Source organism: Pedobacter sp. (genome assembly GCF_037719805.1).
Lineage (GTDB): Bacteria > Bacteroidota > Bacteroidia > Sphingobacteriales > Sphingobacteriaceae > Pedobacter.
The window spans coordinates 924,921-944,156 of sequence record NZ_JBBJLZ010000001.1; the positions used below are offsets into that span (position 1 = coordinate 924,921).

The following is a 19,236-nucleotide window of genomic DNA, read 5'->3' on the forward strand; positions in this document are numbered from 1 at the left end:
GTAGTAATGAGGAAAGTATTTTATGTTTTTTGTTGTCTGATATTGGTTTTGACCGCCTTCAAGCGTTCAAAACCAATAAACGACTATGATCTGATTATTTACGGTGGAACATCTTCTGGCGTGATAGCTGCATATGCGGCGGCCAAAGAAGGGTTAAAAGTAGCGGTTTTAGAACCAACAAAGCATTTGGGGGGATTAACGACCAGTGGCTTAGGCCATGTCGATATTGGTAATCCCGAAACTGTTGGTGGGTATACAATGGAGTTTTTGAAACGTGTAGGAACAGCTTACGGTATGAAAAGGTTTTGTACAGAAATGGAAAGTTCTGTTGCAGAAAAAGTATACCTGCAAATGATAAAGGAGGCTGGTGTAACAGTTGTTTATCAGGCCAAGCTACGGGAGAAAACCGGGGTTGAGAAAAGCGGTAATAGAATTCAGCAAGTCGTTTTGGAAGGCGGGGACCGTTACCGTGCGAAGATGTTTATCGATGCTACTTACGAAGGCGATCTGATGGCCTGGGGCAAAGTTCCATATCGCGTAGGTCGAGAAAGCAAGGACGAATACCAGGAGTCCTCAGCAGGTATACAGCAGTATACCGTAACCAAGCCATTAAGCGCTGCACGACTAACTGAAATAAAGAAATTAAGTGCAGCTTTTCCAATGGATTATATCTTCAGCGAGAAAGAGGCACTTGGTGCAGCAGATGGGAAGGTCCAGGCCTATACCTACCGATTATCCTTAGCTACGGATCCCCAAAACCGGGTTCCTTTTTATAAGCCTAGAAACTATAAACCAGAGCGCTATCGGGATCTGTTAAACAAAATTCTTAGAGACAAATTAACGAAGTTTGATAAGGTGACGACCGTTTATCCAATGCCCAATGATAAAACGGATATTAACCATTTGGACCTGGTAAATGCCTCCTGGAAATATCCAGATGGAAGTTATGAAGAACGCGCTTCTATAGAGAACTATCATAAAGAATATGAACAGGGCTATCTCTATTTCTTAGCAAACGATGTTAATGTGCCTGCAGCATTAAGGAAAGATACCCAACGTTACGGTTATTCAAAAGATGAATTTTCAGATAACAACCATTGGCCATACTTACTCTATGTTAGAGAAGGCAGGAGAATGTTGGGCAACTACGTAATGAAACAGCAGGATGCCTGGGATCATATCACGAAGAAGGATGGAATCGCTGTTGGCTCTTACTTTATGGATTGCCATACCATACAACAGTTAATAACCGCTAAAGGGGAACTGGTGCAAGAAGGAGAAATGGAACATGCGCCCTTCAGACCTTACGAAATTTCCTATAATGCCATCATCCCGAAAGCTGCGGATTGCGAGAATCTTTTTGTCACCATTTGTTTATCAGCCTCTCACACTATTTATGGATCCTTGAGAATGGAGCCTGTTTTCATGATGACAGGGCATGCCGCTGGTGTTGCTGCTGCTTTGGCGATTAAAGCGAAATCTACTGTTCAGGATGTTGATATTAGTCAATTGAGAGCAAAACTAATTGCCCAGAAACAGATCTTAAAGTTTGATACCAAGCCAGGTTTCTTTTTAGGTAAAGATAGTACTGGCTACGTGATGGATGATACTGATGCAGTCATAAAAGGCGACTGGCTACATTCTATAAGTTCTGCCCCATTTTTAATGTACAATTACCAGTTTGCAAGCCAGTCTGCAACCGAAACTGCGTCTGCGACTTATCATCCCAAATTACCAGAGGATGGAGATTATGAGGTGCAAATACTGTATTCTGCGGATAATAACCGAAGTAAAAATGCAAGGGTCATGATCAATAGTGATAAAGGCGAGCAAATGGTATTGGTTGATATGAGCAAGAAAGCCCCTAAAAACTATTGGCACTCTTTAGGAAAATTCAAGTTCTCCATTGACAAAAAACCGAAAGTGGTACTCTCCAATAAAGGTACTGGCGGCATTGTGGTAGCCGATGGTTTAAGATTTAATAAAGTAGAAACTAAGATCAATGAGAAATAGACCAATACTAGTTGTTGCCCTTTGCTTAGCTATACTGGCTGGGTTAGGTTTAAACTTAAAATCAAATGTTATCATATATGCAGCCCCTAAAGGGGAAACGCTAAGTAATGCCTATACGGTAACCGCTGATGGTAAAGAGGTGCCTGTATACATTGCAAAAGTAGCATCGTCCGACAGAAAGCTGCGTTATAAAGCAATGGATGACAAGGTAAACTCTGCTAAGTTTTTTGAAGAGGCTGCATTTAGCTATTTCGATCTATCAGGTAGTACAATGATCACTGTTAAAGCGGCGGTTGCAATTAAAACCGTTAAAATTCTTCCGAGTTCTTATCAGATCAATCCAATTATAAAAGATGGGTTGATCAGCTTTGCTATTAAAGCCGGGCAGCAAGTTACTGTGGAAGTTAACGGTGAAATTATTCAGTCGTTACACCTTTTTGCCAATCCGATTGAGAAAGATAAGCCAAATGCGAATGATCCGAACGTGATTTTTTACGGACCGGGCATTCATGAAGTAAGCAGGTTGGTGGTTAAAGACAATCAAACTTTGTATTTAGCTGGAGGAGCGATTTTAAGAACTGTGATTGGCGAAAACGAAAAAGCATCTACTGTACCTACGAGTGGGTTAAAAAACAAACCGTACCCGCCATCCATTACTCTGATGGGAAAAAATATAAAAGTTAGGGGTAGAGGAATCATTGATGCCAGTGCTTGTCCGACACATTCCCGCAACATGATCATGGTCCAAGGCGAGAACATCAGTATAGAAGGAATCATTTTGCGTGATGCCAGCTTGTGGACATTGCCTGTCAGACAATCGGCGAAAGTGCATATCGACAATATTAAGTTACTCGGTTACCGTGCCAACTCAGATGGCGTTGATATATGCAACAGCACTGATGTCTTAGTGGAGAAATGCTTTATTAGAACACTAGATGACCTGGTAGTGATCAAATCTTTAAAAAGTAAAGGGGATACTAACAATATTACTGTCCGCGGTTGTGTTTTGTGGAATGAAGTGGCCCATGCGTTAAGTCTGGGAGCTGAAATAAATGAGAACATTCATGATGTATTGTTTACTGATTGCGATGTTATCCATGATCAGGGTAGAGAATGGTCTTTACGTGTGTACCATTGCGACGGTGGATATGTGAGCAACATCCGCTTTGAAAACCTTCGAATTGAGGAATCTAAAAAGTTCATTTCCCTTTGGATCAATAAAGACGTATGGACGACAGATGAGCATAGGGGGCATATTGATAATGTTAGTTTTAAGAATATCACGGTAAAAGGGAGCCCTGTTTCCATTGAACTGCTGGGGTATGGGAAGTCGAATATGGTTAACAAGGTAGATTTTAGAAGTATTTTCATGAACGGCAAAAAGTTAACTGCCGACCAGGTTAAGAAGAACGAATTTGTAAGTAACGTAAACTTTAAGTAATGAGAAAGACAATACTGGTTTTTTTATTGACACTCTTCATTTTAACCGCATATTCGCAAAAGAAGTTTGATGTAATTGTGGTTGGTGCAAATCCGGGGGGCATAACTTCGGCAATTGCTGCTGCTAAGCTGGGCAAAAAGGTACTGGTATTAGAACGCACCAATCACATTGGAGGATTACCCGCGAACGGATTGGGTGCCACAGATATTGATACCCGGGGAGCGACGACAGGACTTTTCTTAGAATTTGTGCAGAGGATCAAGGCTTATTATGTCCAAACGTATGGAGAGGGTTCTCAGCAAGTAAAGGACAGTAGCGACGGTTATCATTTTGAGCCATCGGTAGCGGAAAAAGTTTTCTTAGCGATGATTGGCGAACAACCGAATATTACGGTCTTGAAACGTCGGCAGTTTGATGCTTCGGGGGAAAACATCGTCGTGGAACGTGCGGTAGTAAAATCGATTAGGGTGACCAACCGTGATAGTAAAAAAATTGAGCAGTATACTGCGGCGGTATTTATTGATGGTACTTATGAAGGAGATCTGGCAGCAGCAGCGGGAATACCTTTTAGCGTTGGAAGGGAAGGCAAGAGGCAGTACAATGAGATTGGCGCTGGTAAGATTTACAAATTTTGGGATGGCCCTGTAATAGACAGCTTAACTACACACGAGGCTGATACCGCTATTCAGGCATACAATTATAGGGTAAACTTAACGAAGCTCGCTGTTAAGAAAGTTCCGTTTCTTAAGCCAGTGAAGTACGATAGAAGTGAGTATGTTTCTTTGATTGCTGATATTTCAGAAAATAGACAACAGGCAGTTGGTGCGATGAAGACCGGAATTGATGTGATTGTAAATAGTGTTGTGATCCCCAATGGGAAGGTTGATGCAAATAACCAACATGCAGCTTTGATCTCCACCGATTTACCTGAAGAAAACTATAGATGGCCGAAAGCAGATTGGGCATGGAGAGATGATTTCGCCCTAAGATTAAGGTCATATATACAAGGACTTCTATATTTTGCAGCTAATGACAAAGCGTTACCAGCAGATTTTAGAGCCAGAGTGAACGAATGGGGTTTGGCAAATGATGAGTATAAAGACAATGGAAATTTCCCAAGACAAGTTTACGTTCGCGAAGGGAGAAGGATAATCGGCAGACATATATTTACCGCAAATGATGCTTTGCCGGTTAAAGGAGAGGAACGGCCACCGATTTATAAACGAAGTATATCGGCTGGGCACTACTCACTTGACTCACATGCGACTTTAAAAAGAGAAGAAGGCAAACCAGTATTAGAGGGGTTCTTAAGCTATAAAACCAAGCCTTATACCATGCCCTTAGAAGTGATGTACGCTGATAAAATAAAGAATGTTCTATGCCCTGTTCCGGTTTCGGGCACACACATTGGGTTTTCGACTTTACGCATGGAACCATGTTGGATGGCCCTTGGCCAGGCGGCTGGTGTTACTGCGGCATTAATGCAAAGAGACAACGTAGCGGCAAAAGACGTGCCCATTTTGGAAGTCCAAAAGATACTATTGCAACAAAAGGCAACACTTATCTATTTCGAAGATGTAAGCATTAAGGACCCTGATTTTGCCATGAGCCAACTATTGGGCTTAAACGGTTATCTGCCTGGTTTCAAGGCAAAACTTGACGATACTATCGACACGGAGACCGTTTCCAAATGGGAACAGTTATCAGGACTCAAATTACCCTTAAATGTTAAGGCGTCAACACGAAGAGCGGTGTTGAAACAGATTTACAACAAGCAAATGGAACGAAATCGTTTATAATTATGAAGAAAATATCCTACATTTTAGTAATTGCCCTGTTTTGTACCCTCCATGCAAAGGCCTTTATTATACTGCCTGAGGTGATTACAGATAACATGGTGCTGCAGCAAAAAGATGAAACAACTTTTTGGGGCAAAGCAGCCGCTGGAAAAACGATCACCATTACCCCATCCTGGAACAATAAGGCCTATACTGCGATCATCGATGCGAATGGTAATTGGAAGTTAAACCTCAAAACTCCAGCTGCGGGAGGACCATACCAAATTTCATTGAATGATGGGGAGTTATTGGTTTTGAAAAATGTGATGGTTGGAGAAGTTTGGTTATGTTCTGGTCAATCTAACATGGAGATGCCTTTAGGGAGCTGGGGAAAGATTAAGGACTATGAAAAAGAAATTGCCAATGCTAACTACCCAAACATTAGAATTTTGAAGGTGAAGAAAACCATTAATAGTCAGCCGCAACAAGATTTTAAATCTAATACCATGGGCTGGCAGGAATGCTCGCCTTCAACTATATCAGATTTTTCTGCAGCTGCTTATTTTTTCGCAAGAAGGATCATTAAAGATAAAAAAGTCGCTATCGGCCTAATTGATGCCACCTGGGGCGGTACCGTTATAGAAGCATGGACGAGTTCTGAAGCAATTGCTAAAGTTGATGTATTTACCGATACCGTGGCTAAAATCCAGAATATACCAGCAACGGCGAAACTAAGCAATCCAAATAAGCCTACATTATTGTTCAATGGAATGATTAATCCATTTCTTCCTGTAGCGATTAAGGGGGTGATCTGGTACCAGGGAGAGAGCAATAATTCAAGGGCTTATCAATATCGTGAACTATTTCCTTTGCTGATTAAAGATTGGCGAACCAAGTTTAATAGGCCAAACTTGCCATTTCTATATGTACAGTTGGCGAATTTCCAGGCGATAAATCCCAACCCCGGGGAGTCCACATGGGCGGAGTTGAGGGAAGCGCAGGCTATGGCGCAAAGTTTGGCTCACACTGGAATGGCGGTTGCGATTGATATTGGTGAGACAGGCGATATCCACCCGAAAAACAAACAGGATGTGGGTAACAGGCTCGCTTTGATTGCGCTAAAGAAAGTTTACAAGGAGAAAGTGATTGATGAGGGGCCGATCTATAATTCATATAAGATTGACGATGGAAAGATGATCATCAATTTCAAGCCTTCAGGGTCTGCTTTAAAAATTAGTGATGGAAATGTGTTAACTGGTTTTGCGATTGCAGGGGCCGATAAAAAGTTCTACTGGGCAACAGCTAAAATCGTGGGTAATCGTGTTGTTGTTTCTTCAAAGGATGTAAAAGTTCCAGTGGCTGGTCGTTATGCATGGGCAAATAATCCAGTTTGTAATTTAGTAAACGAAGCCGGTTTGCCCGCATCGCCTTTTCGAACAGACGACTGGCCAGGAATTACGGTAAATAAAAAATGATCTAAATAATAGCAATTAACCAAATTATAAACATTATGAAAAAAGTGATTCTATCCGCGGCATTGGTGTCTGCGTTATTAACGGCAAGAGCCCAGGTTTTTACAGAAACTTTTGGAAAGGTAAGTGCAAATACGAAAATTGCTGACCATCAATCCGCTAAAGGTTTTTCTAACAGTGGGAAATTAACATTCTCCGGAAACGCAGAACTGCAACAGCAGGGATCGTCTGACGGAACTTATACAGGCGCATCAGGTGGGGCGAACCTTCGCTTTGCAAATGTAGCAGGGACACATTTGATAGTCAGCGGTATTAACACCAGCAGTATTGAGATGCCCGTAATAGGCTTTGGCATATTGAAGGGGCCAAATAGTTCAAATGGTTCTGAAATGGCAGTAGAATATAGCACAGACGGAGGTAAAACATGGACAGGCACTAAATACAAACCCTTGCCTACTGGAGAGGGTACTGGTCTGGTTTGGAATTACAGAGAAACGGCACCAATACCAAAGGCGGATAATTTATCTGTCAGGTTTAGGCAGACAGGAGATTTTGTGGTGTTCCGTATAGATGACGTTGCTATAGTGGCAAAGGATAAATAATCGTATTAACAAAAATCAGAGCGTGATAAGAACAGCAGAAAGCCCAAAACAGACCAGGATTTTAAACGCCGCAGTAATTGTGGCGTCTCTTGGATACTTTGTTGATATCTATGATTTATTATTGTTCAGCATAGTGCGATTGCCCAGTCTGAGATCTCTAGGCTTTTCAGGCGAAGAGCTCACTTCAAATGGGATTTTTCTCCTGAACATCCAGATGGTTGGGATGTTGATTGGCGGAGTATTCTGGGGTATCCTGGGAGATAAAAAAGGAAGATTGTCGGTACTATTTGGCTCGATCTTTTTATACTCTATTGCCAATATAGCGAATGGCTTGGTTACCAGCATGGAAAGCTATTCGTTTTGGAGATTTGTGGCCGGTTTTGGCTTAGCTGGAGAACTTGGTGCAGGCATTACCTTGGTTGCGGAGATTATGCCAAAGGAAAAGCGGGGTTATGCAACTACTGTTGTTGCTGCCGTTGGTGTGAGCGGCGCCGTTGTGGCTTATTTTATAGCCCAGTATTTTACCTGGCAGGTTAGCTATTTCATTGGCGGCGGTCTCGGGCTATCCTTGCTTTTCCTACGAATTGGTGTTTCAGAATCAGGAATGTTTGGAAAAACGTTAGACAAGAACGCAGAGAGAGGAAATTTCTTTTCGCTATTTAGTTCTCGGAGTCAGTTTTTAAAGTACTTACGGTGTATTTTGATTGGCATTCCCCTTTGGTTCGTAGTAGGGATACTTATCACTTTGTCTCCAGAATTTGGTCGCGTATTAGGCGTTTCGGGCGATATCGATGCGGGTGCAGCAGTTGCATGTTGTTACGGTGGATTGGTGTTGGGAGATATCGCAAGTGGTGTTCTGAGCCAGATTTTAAAAAGTAGAGTAAAAGTTGTTTACACGTTTCTTACCCTTTCTGCTATAAGTATATCATGCTTTTTCTTTATTGAAAATATGGGCTTGACCACATTTTACCTGATCTGCCTGTTCCTGGGTTTCTCTGTGGGCTATTGGGTAATATTTATGACCATAGCTGCTGAACAGTTTGGAACAAATATCCGAGCTACCGTAACCACCACCGCACCCAATTTTGTACGTGGTGCTGTGGTTCCGCTAACAATTTTCTTTCAATATGCAAGGGGATTCTTTAATGGTTCAATAATTTACGCAGGGATAATTTTAGCCATTTTATGTTTGGGTCTTGCCTTTTGGTCTCTAAGTTACATGAAGGAAACTTTCTCAAAAGACCTTGACTATGTCGAGTAGGGCCAGTAGGCCTGGCCACTTACCGAAAGGTCCAGTTTAAAGAAAAAAAGCCTCTCAGTGTTCACTGAGGGGCTTAATGATTGTGGGAGTTACTGGGCTCGAACCAGCGACCCCTACCTTGTCGAGGTAGTGCTCTAAACCAACTGAGCTAAACTCCCAAAAAACTCGATTCAAAGATTGAAGACTTTCGTTATGCTGCAAACTTACGTATATCGAATCAATCCTACAATGATATCCTTGAAGTAATGAATCGGATACAACAATGAAAGTCTATTGTGTCAACGCTGGAACAACACGACTTGTTGTAAATCCTCCCGTTGAGGCTCCGATAATTAGTATACTACCACTCGTCTCGTTTGCGCTATCAATGTATAGCTGCCCATCTTTTCCGGTGCCAATTTGCATCTTACTGGAATCCATTGTCCAATAAAAAGGCGGTACACCGGTCATTGAAAGATTGTGAGTTCTAAAATAGCCTTTCCTTAACCGGCCTTTTATTACGCCGGTTTCTAAAGGGATTTCTCCTTTGTACAATATTGATTTTAGGTGCTTATTGTCCACAAGCTGCAACTCCATATGCGTAGACCGTAATAAGTTCGATCTGTTCTTTAAGTTTGAATCAGTAAAATGCCCCCATATCGTATCTGTAACTATAGTGTCGTTACCTAACTGTGTTTTAAAAATTCTATCGGAGCTTATAGGATACTTCCCAATGACCATCGGCGCATTCAATCTAACTAAGTCGTCGCGCTTCGGTGTCTTAAGTGAGACACAGGAGCAAAATAAAAATAGCAAAATCAATATTCCTTTTGACTGTACCGTTCTATGATAAGATTCCATTGTTGAAAGACAATATACAAACATTTACCGATGTCCCATTCAAAAGACTTTTTTAGTGTGCGGCTGTTAATTCATGGGTAGCTTTAGAGAATTCAAATATTATCTAGGTTTTGAAGCTGCAATTTCTGCTAGATATTCAACTGATATTTCTCTAAATATATTAACTATTCCCAAATAGGAGTTAAACTCCGGAATCTGCCGGTAATTAAGCATGAAGTTCTTTAAATCTCCAAAGGAGCACTTCCTAACTACTCCATTATCCTTTGTAGCAACTTCGTATTGACCATAGTATCCAGCATCAGGTACCAGTTCTTTTTGATTCGGCAGCTAGTAGATTTTACTAGCAATGAGTCTACTAACTATTTAGGTGCGTTTTTGGAAGCGTTTACAGAACCTTTTTTTAGGTTGACTAAAGAAACTGCCTTCCCTTTAATGGGCGTGTATGCTGAAGTAAATTCAATGGTTACAAACTCTTCGATTAAGAAAGATAGAAGTATTTGCTATCGCTAACGCTTTCGCGATCTTCTGCAAGGAAGGAAACGTAAACATGGCATGATCCATCCAGGCTTTTCGAACCTAAATCAACTATTTGATTTCCCTCCGAGCGTAAAGATCCACTAAGGAAATAAATTGGTTCTTCGGAATTGGAAAATACGAACAGAATCATCGCTCTATCATTCCTAACGCTGAAGTCAGCCTGTGAATCATAAGCCCAACTTACTGTTAGAGATTGGCTATTCTTCAAGACTGAAAGATTAACAACTGGTTTTAATTCTCCAACACTTATCATCACTTTGCTGTAATCTAATTTGAAGTTGGGATACTGACCCTCTATTGCATTTTTCATGTTGTAGGAGGTAGCGACATTATAGGGATTACTTGTCGAACCTTCCGCCTCAAACCTATATCCCAGATTGATTAAGCCTTTTATAGTTTTTAAAAATGCATTCACAGTTGTCAGACGGAGAGTTGATGCATGTTGTAAGATACTCTGCTTCTTTTTAGTTTTTCCGATTGTTCGTGTGACGATTTGACCACGTAATAGGTAAGTAACTAGTTTACCAATTTTTCCAGTTGTTGCGCCAAAGGCGCCTAAAGGCGATTTCCCCATAATTTAAATGATTTTCTTTTTTGTAATATAATTAAAGTTATTGGTTAATGCGCTATTGGTGAGGTATTAAAGCGGTATTGATCCGGCCTAGGACGAACCAACGCCGGATCAACGCCGGATCAACCCCGGCTCAACACCGGACCAACGCCGGTTCAACCTACAGCGAAAACCGAACATATAGAAAAGATGTTACCTTTATTATCATGGAACACGTTGATTCTCTTGCTTCGAAAGAAGTACTGATAATTATAATAACTCAAATTTTGCTGTGTGTGGCATTATTTGTTCGGCTAGGCAGAAGTGTAGAGAAAGCTAAGTTAGAATATGGCAAGCAGTCGTTAGTATATCAGCTAAACCAAGCAGAGCATATAAGACAAAAATGGGAGAGAACTAATGACCTATTTACTCATCTAATCGAAAACAAAAGTTTTGTTGAGAAGGTGACTTATCAATTCATCAATGAATATAGTACAATTGATCGTGGACAAAAGAACATTTATTTAGAGGGAATTCAAGAACGGAATAAGAATATTTTGATGAAGACATCGTTTTATGTTGACAAGGATACAAAAGATTTAATTACTGAATATCTAATGTCATGTTCAACCTTGACTTTAACAGCTCATCATTGGGGAAATAGTTTATCAATTATATCTAAAGCAGATGGTGGTGGAGTTTTCGTGAATCGAGATGATACACCTGTAGATGTAGATGTTGAATATTTTAAGAATAGAATACCTAATTATGTTAAGGCATTCGATGAGCAGCAGACTAATATAGATGAATATTTTGTCAGAATTGAAACCGCTTTAAAAAACCAATTAGATCTATCTTAATTAGACTTCAGTATTCACCGTTAGTCTCCATACACCGATGGCAGAACTAGAATGTAAGGGCTCATAAAGGCGACTACTGTGACTTTGAGATCATAATTTATAAACGTACTTCTATTTCTGGAGTGAAGAACTATGGGTTGTAATTAGCGCTGCAAGATTCCAAAAACTATTGCTGAAACTAACCAAATTAGTCCGATAAAGATGAGGGCATCTAGTTTTTTAGTAAGCTTCATATCTTTTGGTTTTAGTAAGATAAAAATAGGTGTATAAATATTCCACAGGTACTATGATATGTTTCATTATTTCCGGATAAGTTCTTTTCCTAATGGAGAAAGGTCATTACGCATAAAAGAAAAATGTTTCAGCGTACTCAAATTTTCTAAATCCTTATCCGACTGTTCTTTTTGATCATAAAACGTTTTCATGAACTGCATTAGAATGTTGTTGTCAATATCCCCGGTTACAGATAACATCAACAGATCCATCGAAAAGAAAAGCTGTAACTCTGGATTGGTGCTTAGATTTAGACGCTCAAATCCCATGTTCCAGGAACCAAATTGCCTCGTGTTTATAATTCCTTCTTTTATTACATAGATATCCCGGTGCCTTGGATCATGCTTAATATTGGAAAAAACTTCTTCGATATTGCTCTTCAAACCCTCCACCACTTGAATAAACTGGCATCTTATTTTCCCATCCAGTACCCCTTCAACATACGCTAAAAAGCCAGTTATACCATGACGACTGTTCCAAGTTCTAGATTCAGATACTAATTCCTCTAGCTCATCATTATTGAAAGCTCTGTCTGCGTTACTGATGTAAAGTTTAGTATAAAGCATAATTTCATTTTCTATTGGTGAATTGATTTTTAATGAGGTTAGATAAATAATTTTTTTCAGGGTGATACGTTTAAGTATGGTCTACTTAATTCAAAGTTGGGGGTCGGACATGAAGTGAACATGAATTTCCAGCTATATTTGATCCCCTAATTTCATGTTAATTTCATCTTTGCTAGAGTGCCTTGTAAGTACCAAAGGCAAGCAAACTCCCATAACCTTGAGAAGATGCCCACCTAGTTATTATTAGGAAATAGCTAATCTTCATCCTCGCAGAATTGCCTTCAAACGCAAAAAAGCCTTACAATTTGCATTGAAAGGCGTCCGTTTAGTGGGAGATACTGGGTTATAACCAGTGAACCCCTGCTTTTATGGCAGGTGCTCTGAACCAGCTGAGCTAATCTACCCTTGGTTCTAATCAACGTCTCAGCGTTTTTAACAGGCTTCCTCGTTTATGAATTTATCCTTACTTGAACTATTAAATTGAATTTGGACAAGAACTAACACTATACCAAGCCAATTTCATAGACTTGTGATTGTAATCATTTTATCTTTAATTAGGCTCTAATGCGATTACAATTAGTGTACATTTTCATACTCGGAAGGAGTTGAACAAATGGTATGAACTCCATGTAGTAATGTGTGGAGTTTTTATTAAAGCGATTTTAAGCACCTAAGCGCATCATTTTTGCAAAGTGAATTCGTATATCGTTTTCGATCTGATGGTTGCCCTTCTTTTACTAAAAACATATCTTAGTAATAACTCCTGACTTTATTCTAAGTTAACTAAGCATTCAGCTTTTCAAAATCGAATTTCGATGAAAATCTAGTATTGTAGATAAGAGGGTTTAAGGAATCAATACTTTATGATCGCAAAAACCAATATAGAAACAAGCCAGACTAGTCCGATCAGGATTAGTGCATCCAATTTAGTAGTAAGCTTCATAAGTTCAGTCGTTTGGTGGCTTAAAGGTAGGTAAAAAACATTCCATTTGCTACTATAATAGTGTAAATTTTACTTAGATTAGCTATGTGAATTGCATATGAAATTTTTTAAGCAATACTGTTTTATATTTGGTTAAATAAGCCCTTCGCATGGATATGTTGAGGGCTTATTACATTTGCTATTCTAATTGTCTGAAATGAAAAATTTCTATTCTGAAGTTTACGATTAAAGGAAATACAACCATTAGGAATACTTATTTATGGTAGATATCAGAATCTATAGGTTATATTCGTTTAACAAGGTTGGTTACCTGTTGATTTGGTTAGTTTAATAATTAAGACTCCCTACTATTAAATTAGTAAGGAGTTTTTTAATTAAACTCACATTTGGAAGATCTTTTAAAATCTCTTTGATTTATGGATTTCCATAGTCTATTTACCTATAAAGAATTCCGTCATTAATTTGGCAAGGGTTTTTGTTAAATCCAGCAAATACGATCTTTGATCCAACCACTTGCATTATCGCCATAGGCGTAGGTATGGTCTTCTGGGTAGAAGTCGAATTGTCAACGTCTCATTATTGATGTTAGCACTCTTTCATTTCAATTGCATTACCGATTGATTCAACATCCTCTTCAGGTATCAAATCAGATGTAACCCAACAAGGTCCATTGTCATGTTCTATGTTATGTTGAATGTTGCCTAATTTGCTTGCACCAATATTGACGTCAAATGTTTCGTCTTCTAATGGCGTTATTAAATATGTCTGATCTTTGATTACCACTTCAAAAGGTTCCTCTGTTTCCATATCGTCTTCTCTAATAGATACACTCTGATCGAAAGTAGGATACAATGTAAGATCATCCAGCTGCATACGATCAGGTCCATAGATCTTGATTTTAATCGGTTCAGTTACTTTATATTTCGCTTCAACCATTATTGAGTCCACGATACTAAATATACGATCTGTATAATGATCAACCTGTATTACTTCTGGAACTTGAATACTTATAACGTTTGAATCTGTAGGTTCAATAATAAACTTATGCCTGCCTAGCTCTGGATCAATTTCTTCCGCTTTTAAGCGAGTTTGCTCAAATTGATTTGCAATCAGTATTGCTAGTTCTGAAGTCTTTGTAGTTACATCCATGGAATTTCCTCTATAATTAATGGAACATCACTGTTTACCTTTTTGTTACTTATATCATTACTGATGGTGTGCTGCCTTATGGTATCATCCCATGGATTAATCAATTCTTTTATAGACAGATTATGACTGCCTTCTCTAATAGAGGACTAAATCAAGGTGAAGCTATTTATAAAGCATTGCGTATATCATTTCATGCAAGATACTTCAAGAACTCAATAATAGGTAAGCAGTTACCGTTTGAATTTAAAAAAATCAAACAATAAGCCCTATAACAAGTTAAAATTAAAAATGGGGTTTATATCCCGTAAGTACGAGTATTTATAGTAACACTGATTCAACTAGTTTATATGGAGGAAGAGATTGAATTGATAAATAAACTCTTGGGAGATCAGGCTTGGCTGTTGACAATGGTATTAAGCGCGAATAAAAGTGGTATCGTCATAACTGATCAGATGATGGAGGATCAGCCAATCATATATTGTAATGATGCTTTCTTGATAATGACAGGCTATTCAAGAGAAGAAGTCATTGGAAAGAACTGTAGGTTTTTACAAGGTACACAGCTAAAATTACACTCAAGGACAAGAATAAAGATAGCTTTGGCCAACGGGGGTTACTGTAATGAACGGATTATTAATCATAAGAAGGATGGTTCATCGTTCATTAATGATCTTTATCTTGCTCCCATCAGGGATGCAGATGGAACTGTAACTCATTACATTGGTGTCCAAAATCAAATTACCGGAGAAAGAAACGAGTCAATTTACGGCTCAGGGATATCTCATGAGTTGCGGACGCCTTTGACCGCCTTGAAAGGTTGCCTTCAACTCTTGAGCCGGGATCTTATACCAGATGATCTATTTGCTCAACAGAAAATTCTTCTCGAAATGTCTCAAGATAACCTTAATCGGCTTAGTAAAGCAATAGAAAATGTAATACAAACTAACCGGTAATTTTAGTTTCTTGATTTATAATTATAATTATAATATCCTATACAATACGGGTTTTGTTGGGGCCTTTAGCTAAATGCTAATAGTGTAGTATTTATTCAGCTAGCACTTAAACTACTTTAATATATTAGTGGTAATTGTAAATGAAATCTTTAAAATAACAGTAGATAACGTTACGTATATCTTTAAGCAAACGATAAAGGTTATACTCTTATAGTGAAGGGCATTGAGAAATTAAAATTAAAAGTTACTGTTAGTAAGAATTTACATTTTCATTGGGCAACTGATGAAGGACAAACAAATTATTTAATTGGTAGAATCGGTTTGGCAATTGAGCTTCATTACCTCGAACGATACCTTTAATCATTCAGTGCTTGTAATCCTTTGTCTGTCAATGTAGCAAAATGTTCATTATCTATTTCATTAATTTCAATAAGTCCTTCCCTTGCTAAACGCATAAAACCAGCTTGACTTCTCATTATAGTTTTGTCTAGCTTGATTTCATTATTTTGGGAAACATAAGTTAAAACCCTTTTTAGAAGTGGCATGTTATTCATAATTCGACTTTACCAGTAAATACAGGGATAACCCAAATGCGGGCAACGTAATTATAATTACATAACATCCATAATTGACCTGTATAGATTCATCTATCATAACCACATTTACTTGATATTAAATTTCTAAATTGAATACAACTGGATAGAATATAATGATGTTTAATGTATATTAGATTTTACCTAAACATTTAACATATGAAAGATCTTTACTCAATAGATCAATACTCATTGCAAGAATTGCAAGCAGACTGTATATCCTCTGCGATAAAGCTTAATGATGCCTTGAGAGATGTCGTGGAAGATAATTTTAGCTCAGTTTATGTCATAAAATATTATGCTAACTGTGTAAAAGCTAACAACGAATGCATTCAAAGGATTATTCAGTACCATAGTTGAAACTCTAGTGATAGTAAAAGCAGATGTTACAAATCAACATTCTTACTTAGCGATGGGGATCGACCATAAAGTTCAGCTCCCGTTAAATTAACGGTATCAAGGTAAATGCATTCATGGGCATATCACCAGTACTCGATGTTTATTAATATTCTATCTCAATAGCGTTGTCAATTATGACCCTTTAATTAGTTCAGAGTAACGTTCTAGCAGGTTAATGTATTTATCCTTCCAGTAAGCATCATCTTTTAATGGGGGGGATTCGTCAGTTTTCAAACTGATGATAGTTGCTTTTCGTTCAACTAGTGAGAAATCATGTTTAATAACATTTGATATCTTGTCCATAATTGATTCATCAATAATCTCCAGCGTAAACCAGTTATAAATTGTTCTTCGACTGACATTTAATGCAACGGCAATGTCTGTTATTTTTAATCCAGTTCTTCTTATTGCTCTTTCGAGTAATTGTCCCATATGAATTTCACCCATTACAACTATATACGTATTTTACCACAAGATAGTACGTATTCATCGCAATTGGGCAAAAATTGGTTTTAAATCTGACTCATGCGTCCTCTTATTCAACTTCTTATGACACTTCTTGTTGATGTTAAATACTAACCCAACTGTTGGTAGGTCACACATTCACATGCTATCGATTCTTTTTGATCATAGAAAGATTTCATGAAATCCATCAGTATATTATTGCCCGTGTTCCCATTTTCAGCTAGTCTTTCATAATTCATCGTAAAGAAGTGTTGCAAAGCTGAATCGTTGCTGAGTTTTATTCGTTCAACACACATTTTCCAAGTACTAAACTTCCTCTGGTCTATTATGCCTTCTTTTATGATCGAAATATCTTTATATCTAGTATCAATTTTAATATTGGCGAAAACGTTTTTAACATAATTCTCCGGCCCCTCTATAACTTGAATAAACTGGCATTGAGTCTTGCCATTTAGCACACCTTCAACATAAGCAAGGCATCCAGTTACACTATGTGAATTATTCCAGTTCCATGATTGGATTGCGAGCTCCACCAAGTCCGCTTCAACAAAGGGCTCATTTGCGCTACTGGTGTAAAGGATTGTATATAGCATAAGATTCGTAATTTAAATTTAAAACTATGCAAATAAGTTTGGCTTGCTTAGTAGCACTTCACTGTACGTTGCCTCAATAATCTTGACTGAATACTCAGTTAGCTGTATTGTAAGACATCTCTATCTCTACTGCTAATATCCTGTATTGTAGCTAAGTAAAAGTAACAGTCGTCTTGTGTTTAAATGATCTTAATCATTTATCCTCTCCGAATTCTTCGATATAGCTAGTGGTGCTAGTAGTAGTGATTATTTGCAATTATTGCTAATTCTTTAGAAGGCGCAGATTTCAAACGGAAGATCGGGGGTTGTTTCCAATGACTACTAATAAAAAAAAACCGGGATCGACCATAAAGATGAAACCTCGCTAAATTAACGCACTCATTAGCAATTATAAGACCTGAGCAAGCTAATTTATAATTTAAATGCAATTGATCAATTCTTAATTATGGGCTATGCAAACTTTAATCTTAACGGTTAGATGCATTCACTTCGAGAAGTGAAGAATAACGTTCTAAGAAGTCTAGGTAACGATCCTGCCAATAAGAATCATTTTTTACGGTTACCGGATCATTCGCGAAATCTTGTACTAACATTGTACTAACGATAACTGAAGGTTACTACTGATTCATCCTCGCCCTCGCAAACCACTGTAAAGCAAAAAAGCCTCTCAGTGTAAACTGAAAGGCTTTCATTGGTGGGAAATGAGGGGTTCGAACCCCCGACCCCCTCGGTGTAAACGAGGTGCTCTGAACCAGCTGAGCTAATTTCCCTTTGGTTCTCCTTTGAACGTTTCAGCTTTTTAACAGGCTTCTTCGTTGTTGGGAGTGCAAATATACATCCTTAACTCATTTTTGCAAAAGTTTTTTAAAGTTTTTTAGGAAAGGATCTCCTGCAAGACTTCATGTGAACGGATATCTCCAAATGATGCCGTGTGTAAGGTATAGTAAATCAATATTTTATCTAAAATCGAGCGTCTTGTCTTGTTGTCTATCTTAATTAAATAAATATTTTCAAAAGGGGAGTTGAAGAGTAAAATAAATAGGGCAGCATCCTCTCGGTCCAGGTAATTGCGGTGAGAAGGGGCCTGGGTTCTGAATTCTCCTTCCTGTAAGTCGAAATAGCTTTGGTCGCTTTTGGTCTGCATGCTCGGCGCAAATCCTAGAAATCTCGATAGCTTCAATAAAAAGGCCAGGTGAAAGTTAATATTCTCATCCCTGCATTCATCAAACCAACTGATGGCGCTGAAGATGAAATCGAAAAGGTTCTCATCAGCCATCTGCTGCCGGATGCTCTTGTAAAGAACTTCATTCAGAAAGATAGTCACCGTAGTTTTGATGATGTCATAGGGTATGGTGCTAAATACCGGCGAAGGCCTCAGCTCCGAAACCCGCTGAATGCCCTGGTTGTGCTTATGGTAAACAACCATGTCTACCAGATGGAGGGGTTGAAGCATGTTCATACTGATCTTCGCCCTGGGCTTCTTGACGCCATTGATCATGTACGACTGGATTCCAAACTTCTCCGTAAAGATTTGTACTACCACACTACTTTCGCTGTATAATGTGGTTTTAAGAACTATTCCCCTCGTTTTGTGTAGCATCTAGAGCTTTGGAATGAAGATGATCAAACCGGTAATCGCCGCAAGTATCGCAGCTATCAATACTGCTGCGGAAGCGACGTCTTTCACGATCTTAGCTTTTGGATGGATCTCCGGGGAGACCAGATCGACCAATACCTCAATCGCTGTATTGAAGAGTTCTGCCATAATCACAATGGCAGATACCGACATGATCCAAAGCCACTCTGCCGGCGACAACTTAAAATACCAACCTATCAGACCTACAACTATTAAAGCGATCAGGTGAAACCTAAAGTTTGGCTCAGACTTAAAGGCATGCGCAATTCCTTCAAACGAATAACCAAAGCTCTTTAAGAATTTACGCATACT

The 19,236-nt window shown here is 38.7% G+C and carries 17 protein-coding genes and 3 tRNA genes; 8 read left to right on the forward strand and 12 right to left on the reverse strand.

The features are described 5' to 3' along the window. Window positions 1-6 precede the first annotated feature (6 nt). Genes WKF66_RS04125 through WKF66_RS04150 form a run of 6 tightly spaced genes read left to right on the forward strand, consistent with a single transcriptional unit; the run spans window position 7 to window position 8,567 of the window. Window positions 7-2,013 (forward strand): FAD-dependent oxidoreductase, encoded by a 2,007-nt coding sequence (locus WKF66_RS04125; RefSeq protein WP_489673140.1) that lies wholly within the window; start codon window positions 7-9, stop codon window positions 2,011-2,013. After that, entirely contained in the window at window positions 2,003-3,454 is a 1,452-nt protein-coding gene (locus WKF66_RS04130) for a glycosyl hydrolase family 28 protein (protein WP_489673141.1), read from the forward strand. Before WKF66_RS04125 ends, WKF66_RS04130 begins: the two co-directional genes overlap by 11 nt. Next, on the forward strand, window positions 3,454-5,253 hold the full coding sequence (locus WKF66_RS04135) for an FAD-dependent oxidoreductase (protein ID WP_489673142.1): 1,800 nt from the start codon (window positions 3,454-3,456) through the stop codon (window positions 5,251-5,253). The genes WKF66_RS04130 and WKF66_RS04135 overlap by 1 nt, the downstream gene beginning before the upstream one ends. Window positions 5,254-5,255: 2 nt before the next feature. Continuing rightward, window positions 5,256-6,707 (forward strand): sialate O-acetylesterase, encoded by a 1,452-nt coding sequence (locus WKF66_RS04140; protein WP_489673143.1) that lies wholly within the window; start codon window positions 5,256-5,258, stop codon window positions 6,705-6,707. A gap of 35 nt (window positions 6,708-6,742) precedes the next feature. Further along, the gene (locus WKF66_RS04145; protein ID WP_489673144.1) at window positions 6,743-7,306 is read left to right on the forward strand and encodes a hypothetical protein; all 564 of its coding nucleotides are present in this window, start codon (window positions 6,743-6,745) and stop codon (window positions 7,304-7,306) included. A 25-nt stretch (window positions 7,307-7,331) separates the two neighbouring features. Beyond that, the gene (locus WKF66_RS04150; protein WP_489673337.1) at window positions 7,332-8,567 is read left to right on the forward strand and encodes an MFS transporter; all 1,236 of its coding nucleotides are present in this window, start codon (window positions 7,332-7,334) and stop codon (window positions 8,565-8,567) included. 83 nt (window positions 8,568-8,650) lie between these two features. On the opposite strand, the gene WKF66_RS04155 is transcribed toward WKF66_RS04150, so the two are convergent. The 3 genes from WKF66_RS04155 to WKF66_RS04165 form a co-directional block, all read right to left on the reverse strand. After that, window positions 8,651-8,725, reverse strand: a tRNA-Val gene (locus WKF66_RS04155). A gap of 112 nt (window positions 8,726-8,837) precedes the next feature. Continuing rightward, window positions 8,838-9,407 (reverse strand): hypothetical protein, encoded by a 570-nt coding sequence (locus tag WKF66_RS04160; RefSeq protein ID WP_489673145.1) that lies wholly within the window; start codon window positions 9,405-9,407, stop codon window positions 8,838-8,840. 478 nt (window positions 9,408-9,885) lie between these two features. Next, window positions 9,886-10,518 carry a DUF6266 family protein gene (locus tag WKF66_RS04165; RefSeq protein ID WP_489673146.1) on the reverse strand — a complete coding sequence of 211 codons (633 nt, stop codon included), beginning with the start codon at window positions 10,516-10,518 and terminating at the stop codon, window positions 9,886-9,888. 203 nt (window positions 10,519-10,721) lie between these two features. Here WKF66_RS04165 and WKF66_RS04170 point away from each other — a divergent pair, with 203 nt between their 5' ends. Next, window positions 10,722-11,354: a hypothetical protein gene (locus tag WKF66_RS04170; protein ID WP_489673147.1), complete on the forward strand. Its 633-nt coding sequence runs from the start codon at window positions 10,722-10,724 to the stop codon at window positions 11,352-11,354. A 299-nt stretch (window positions 11,355-11,653) separates the two neighbouring features. On the opposite strand, the gene WKF66_RS04175 is transcribed toward WKF66_RS04170, so the two are convergent. The 3 genes from WKF66_RS04175 to WKF66_RS04185 all read right to left on the reverse strand — a co-directional run bounded on the left by WKF66_RS04175 (window position 11,654) and on the right by WKF66_RS04185 (window position 14,285). Further along, the gene (locus WKF66_RS04175) at window positions 11,654-12,193 is read right to left on the reverse strand and encodes a BLUF domain-containing protein (RefSeq protein WP_489673148.1); all 540 of its coding nucleotides are present in this window, start codon (window positions 12,191-12,193) and stop codon (window positions 11,654-11,656) included. A gap of 329 nt (window positions 12,194-12,522) precedes the next feature. Then, a tRNA-Leu gene (locus tag WKF66_RS04180) sits at window positions 12,523-12,598 on the reverse strand. Window positions 12,599-13,721: 1,123 nt separating this feature from the next. Further along, on the reverse strand, window positions 13,722-14,285 hold the full coding sequence (locus tag WKF66_RS04185; RefSeq protein WP_489673149.1) for a hypothetical protein: 564 nt from the start codon (window positions 14,283-14,285) through the stop codon (window positions 13,722-13,724). A 347-nt stretch (window positions 14,286-14,632) separates the two neighbouring features. On the opposite strand from WKF66_RS04185, the gene WKF66_RS04190 reads away from it, so the two are divergent. Next, complete coding sequence (locus tag WKF66_RS04190) at window positions 14,633-15,238, forward strand: PAS domain-containing protein (RefSeq protein ID WP_489673150.1); 606 nt, start codon at window positions 14,633-14,635, stop codon at window positions 15,236-15,238. A 356-nt stretch (window positions 15,239-15,594) separates the two neighbouring features. On the opposite strand, the gene WKF66_RS04195 is transcribed toward WKF66_RS04190, so the two are convergent. From WKF66_RS04195 to WKF66_RS04220, 6 genes are all read right to left on the reverse strand, one after another. Further along, window positions 15,595-15,792 carry a hypothetical protein gene (locus tag WKF66_RS04195; protein ID WP_489673151.1) on the reverse strand — a complete coding sequence of 66 codons (198 nt, stop codon included), beginning with the start codon at window positions 15,790-15,792 and terminating at the stop codon, window positions 15,595-15,597. Between the two features lie 570 nt (window positions 15,793-16,362). Then, window positions 16,363-16,677, reverse strand: a complete 315-nt coding sequence (locus tag WKF66_RS04200) for a helix-turn-helix domain-containing protein (RefSeq protein WP_489673152.1) — start codon at window positions 16,675-16,677, stop codon at window positions 16,363-16,365. Window positions 16,678-16,805: 128 nt separating this feature from the next. After that, complete coding sequence (locus WKF66_RS04205) at window positions 16,806-17,288, reverse strand: BLUF domain-containing protein (RefSeq protein ID WP_489673153.1); 483 nt, start codon at window positions 17,286-17,288, stop codon at window positions 16,806-16,808. Between the two features lie 692 nt (window positions 17,289-17,980). Continuing rightward, window positions 17,981-18,058, reverse strand: a tRNA-Val gene (locus WKF66_RS04210). Window positions 18,059-18,162: 104 nt separating this feature from the next. Beyond that, a complete protein-coding gene (gene recO / locus WKF66_RS04215; protein ID WP_489673154.1) occupies window positions 18,163-18,888 on the reverse strand; it encodes a DNA repair protein RecO in 726 nt (241 codons plus the stop codon). Next, window positions 18,889-19,233, reverse strand: a complete 345-nt coding sequence (locus WKF66_RS04220; protein ID WP_489673155.1) for a diacylglycerol kinase — start codon at window positions 19,231-19,233, stop codon at window positions 18,889-18,891. Between the last annotated feature and the right edge of the window lie 3 nt (window positions 19,234-19,236).

Coding starts and splice junctions, on each gene's coding strand:
- WKF66_RS04125 (WP_489673140.1), top strand. CDS start 7: ATGAGGAAAGTATTTTATGTTTTTTGTTGTCTGATATTGGTTTTGACC.
- WKF66_RS04130 (WP_489673141.1), top strand. CDS start 2,003: ATGAGAAATAGACCAATACTAGTTGTTGCCCTTTGCTTAGCTATACTG.
- WKF66_RS04135 (WP_489673142.1), top strand. CDS start 3,454: ATGAGAAAGACAATACTGGTTTTTTTATTGACACTCTTCATTTTAACC.
- WKF66_RS04140 (WP_489673143.1), top strand. CDS start 5,256: ATGAAGAAAATATCCTACATTTTAGTAATTGCCCTGTTTTGTACCCTC.
- WKF66_RS04145 (WP_489673144.1), top strand. CDS start 6,743: ATGAAAAAAGTGATTCTATCCGCGGCATTGGTGTCTGCGTTATTAACG.
- WKF66_RS04160 (WP_489673145.1), bottom strand. CDS start 9,407: ATGGAATCTTATCATAGAACGGTACAGTCAAAAGGAATATTGATTTTG.
- WKF66_RS04165 (WP_489673146.1), bottom strand. CDS start 10,518: ATGGGGAAATCGCCTTTAGGCGCCTTTGGCGCAACAACTGGAAAAATT.
- WKF66_RS04170 (WP_489673147.1), top strand. CDS start 10,722: ATGGAACACGTTGATTCTCTTGCTTCGAAAGAAGTACTGATAATTATA.
- WKF66_RS04175 (WP_489673148.1), bottom strand. CDS start 12,193: ATGCTTTATACTAAACTTTACATCAGTAACGCAGACAGAGCTTTCAAT.
- WKF66_RS04185 (WP_489673149.1), bottom strand. CDS start 14,285: ATGGATGTAACTACAAAGACTTCAGAACTAGCAATACTGATTGCAAAT.
- WKF66_RS04190 (WP_489673150.1), top strand. CDS start 14,633: ATGGAGGAAGAGATTGAATTGATAAATAAACTCTTGGGAGATCAGGCT.
- WKF66_RS04195 (WP_489673151.1), bottom strand. CDS start 15,792: ATGAATAACATGCCACTTCTAAAAAGGGTTTTAACTTATGTTTCCCAA.
- WKF66_RS04200 (WP_489673152.1), bottom strand. CDS start 16,677: ATGGGTGAAATTCATATGGGACAATTACTCGAAAGAGCAATAAGAAGA.
- WKF66_RS04205 (WP_489673153.1), bottom strand. CDS start 17,288: ATGCTATATACAATCCTTTACACCAGTAGCGCAAATGAGCCCTTTGTT.
- recO (WP_489673154.1), bottom strand. CDS start 18,888: ATGCTACACAAAACGAGGGGAATAGTTCTTAAAACCACATTATACAGC.
- WKF66_RS04220 (WP_489673155.1), bottom strand. CDS start 19,233: ATGCGTAAATTCTTAAAGAGCTTTGGTTATTCGTTTGAAGGAATTGCG.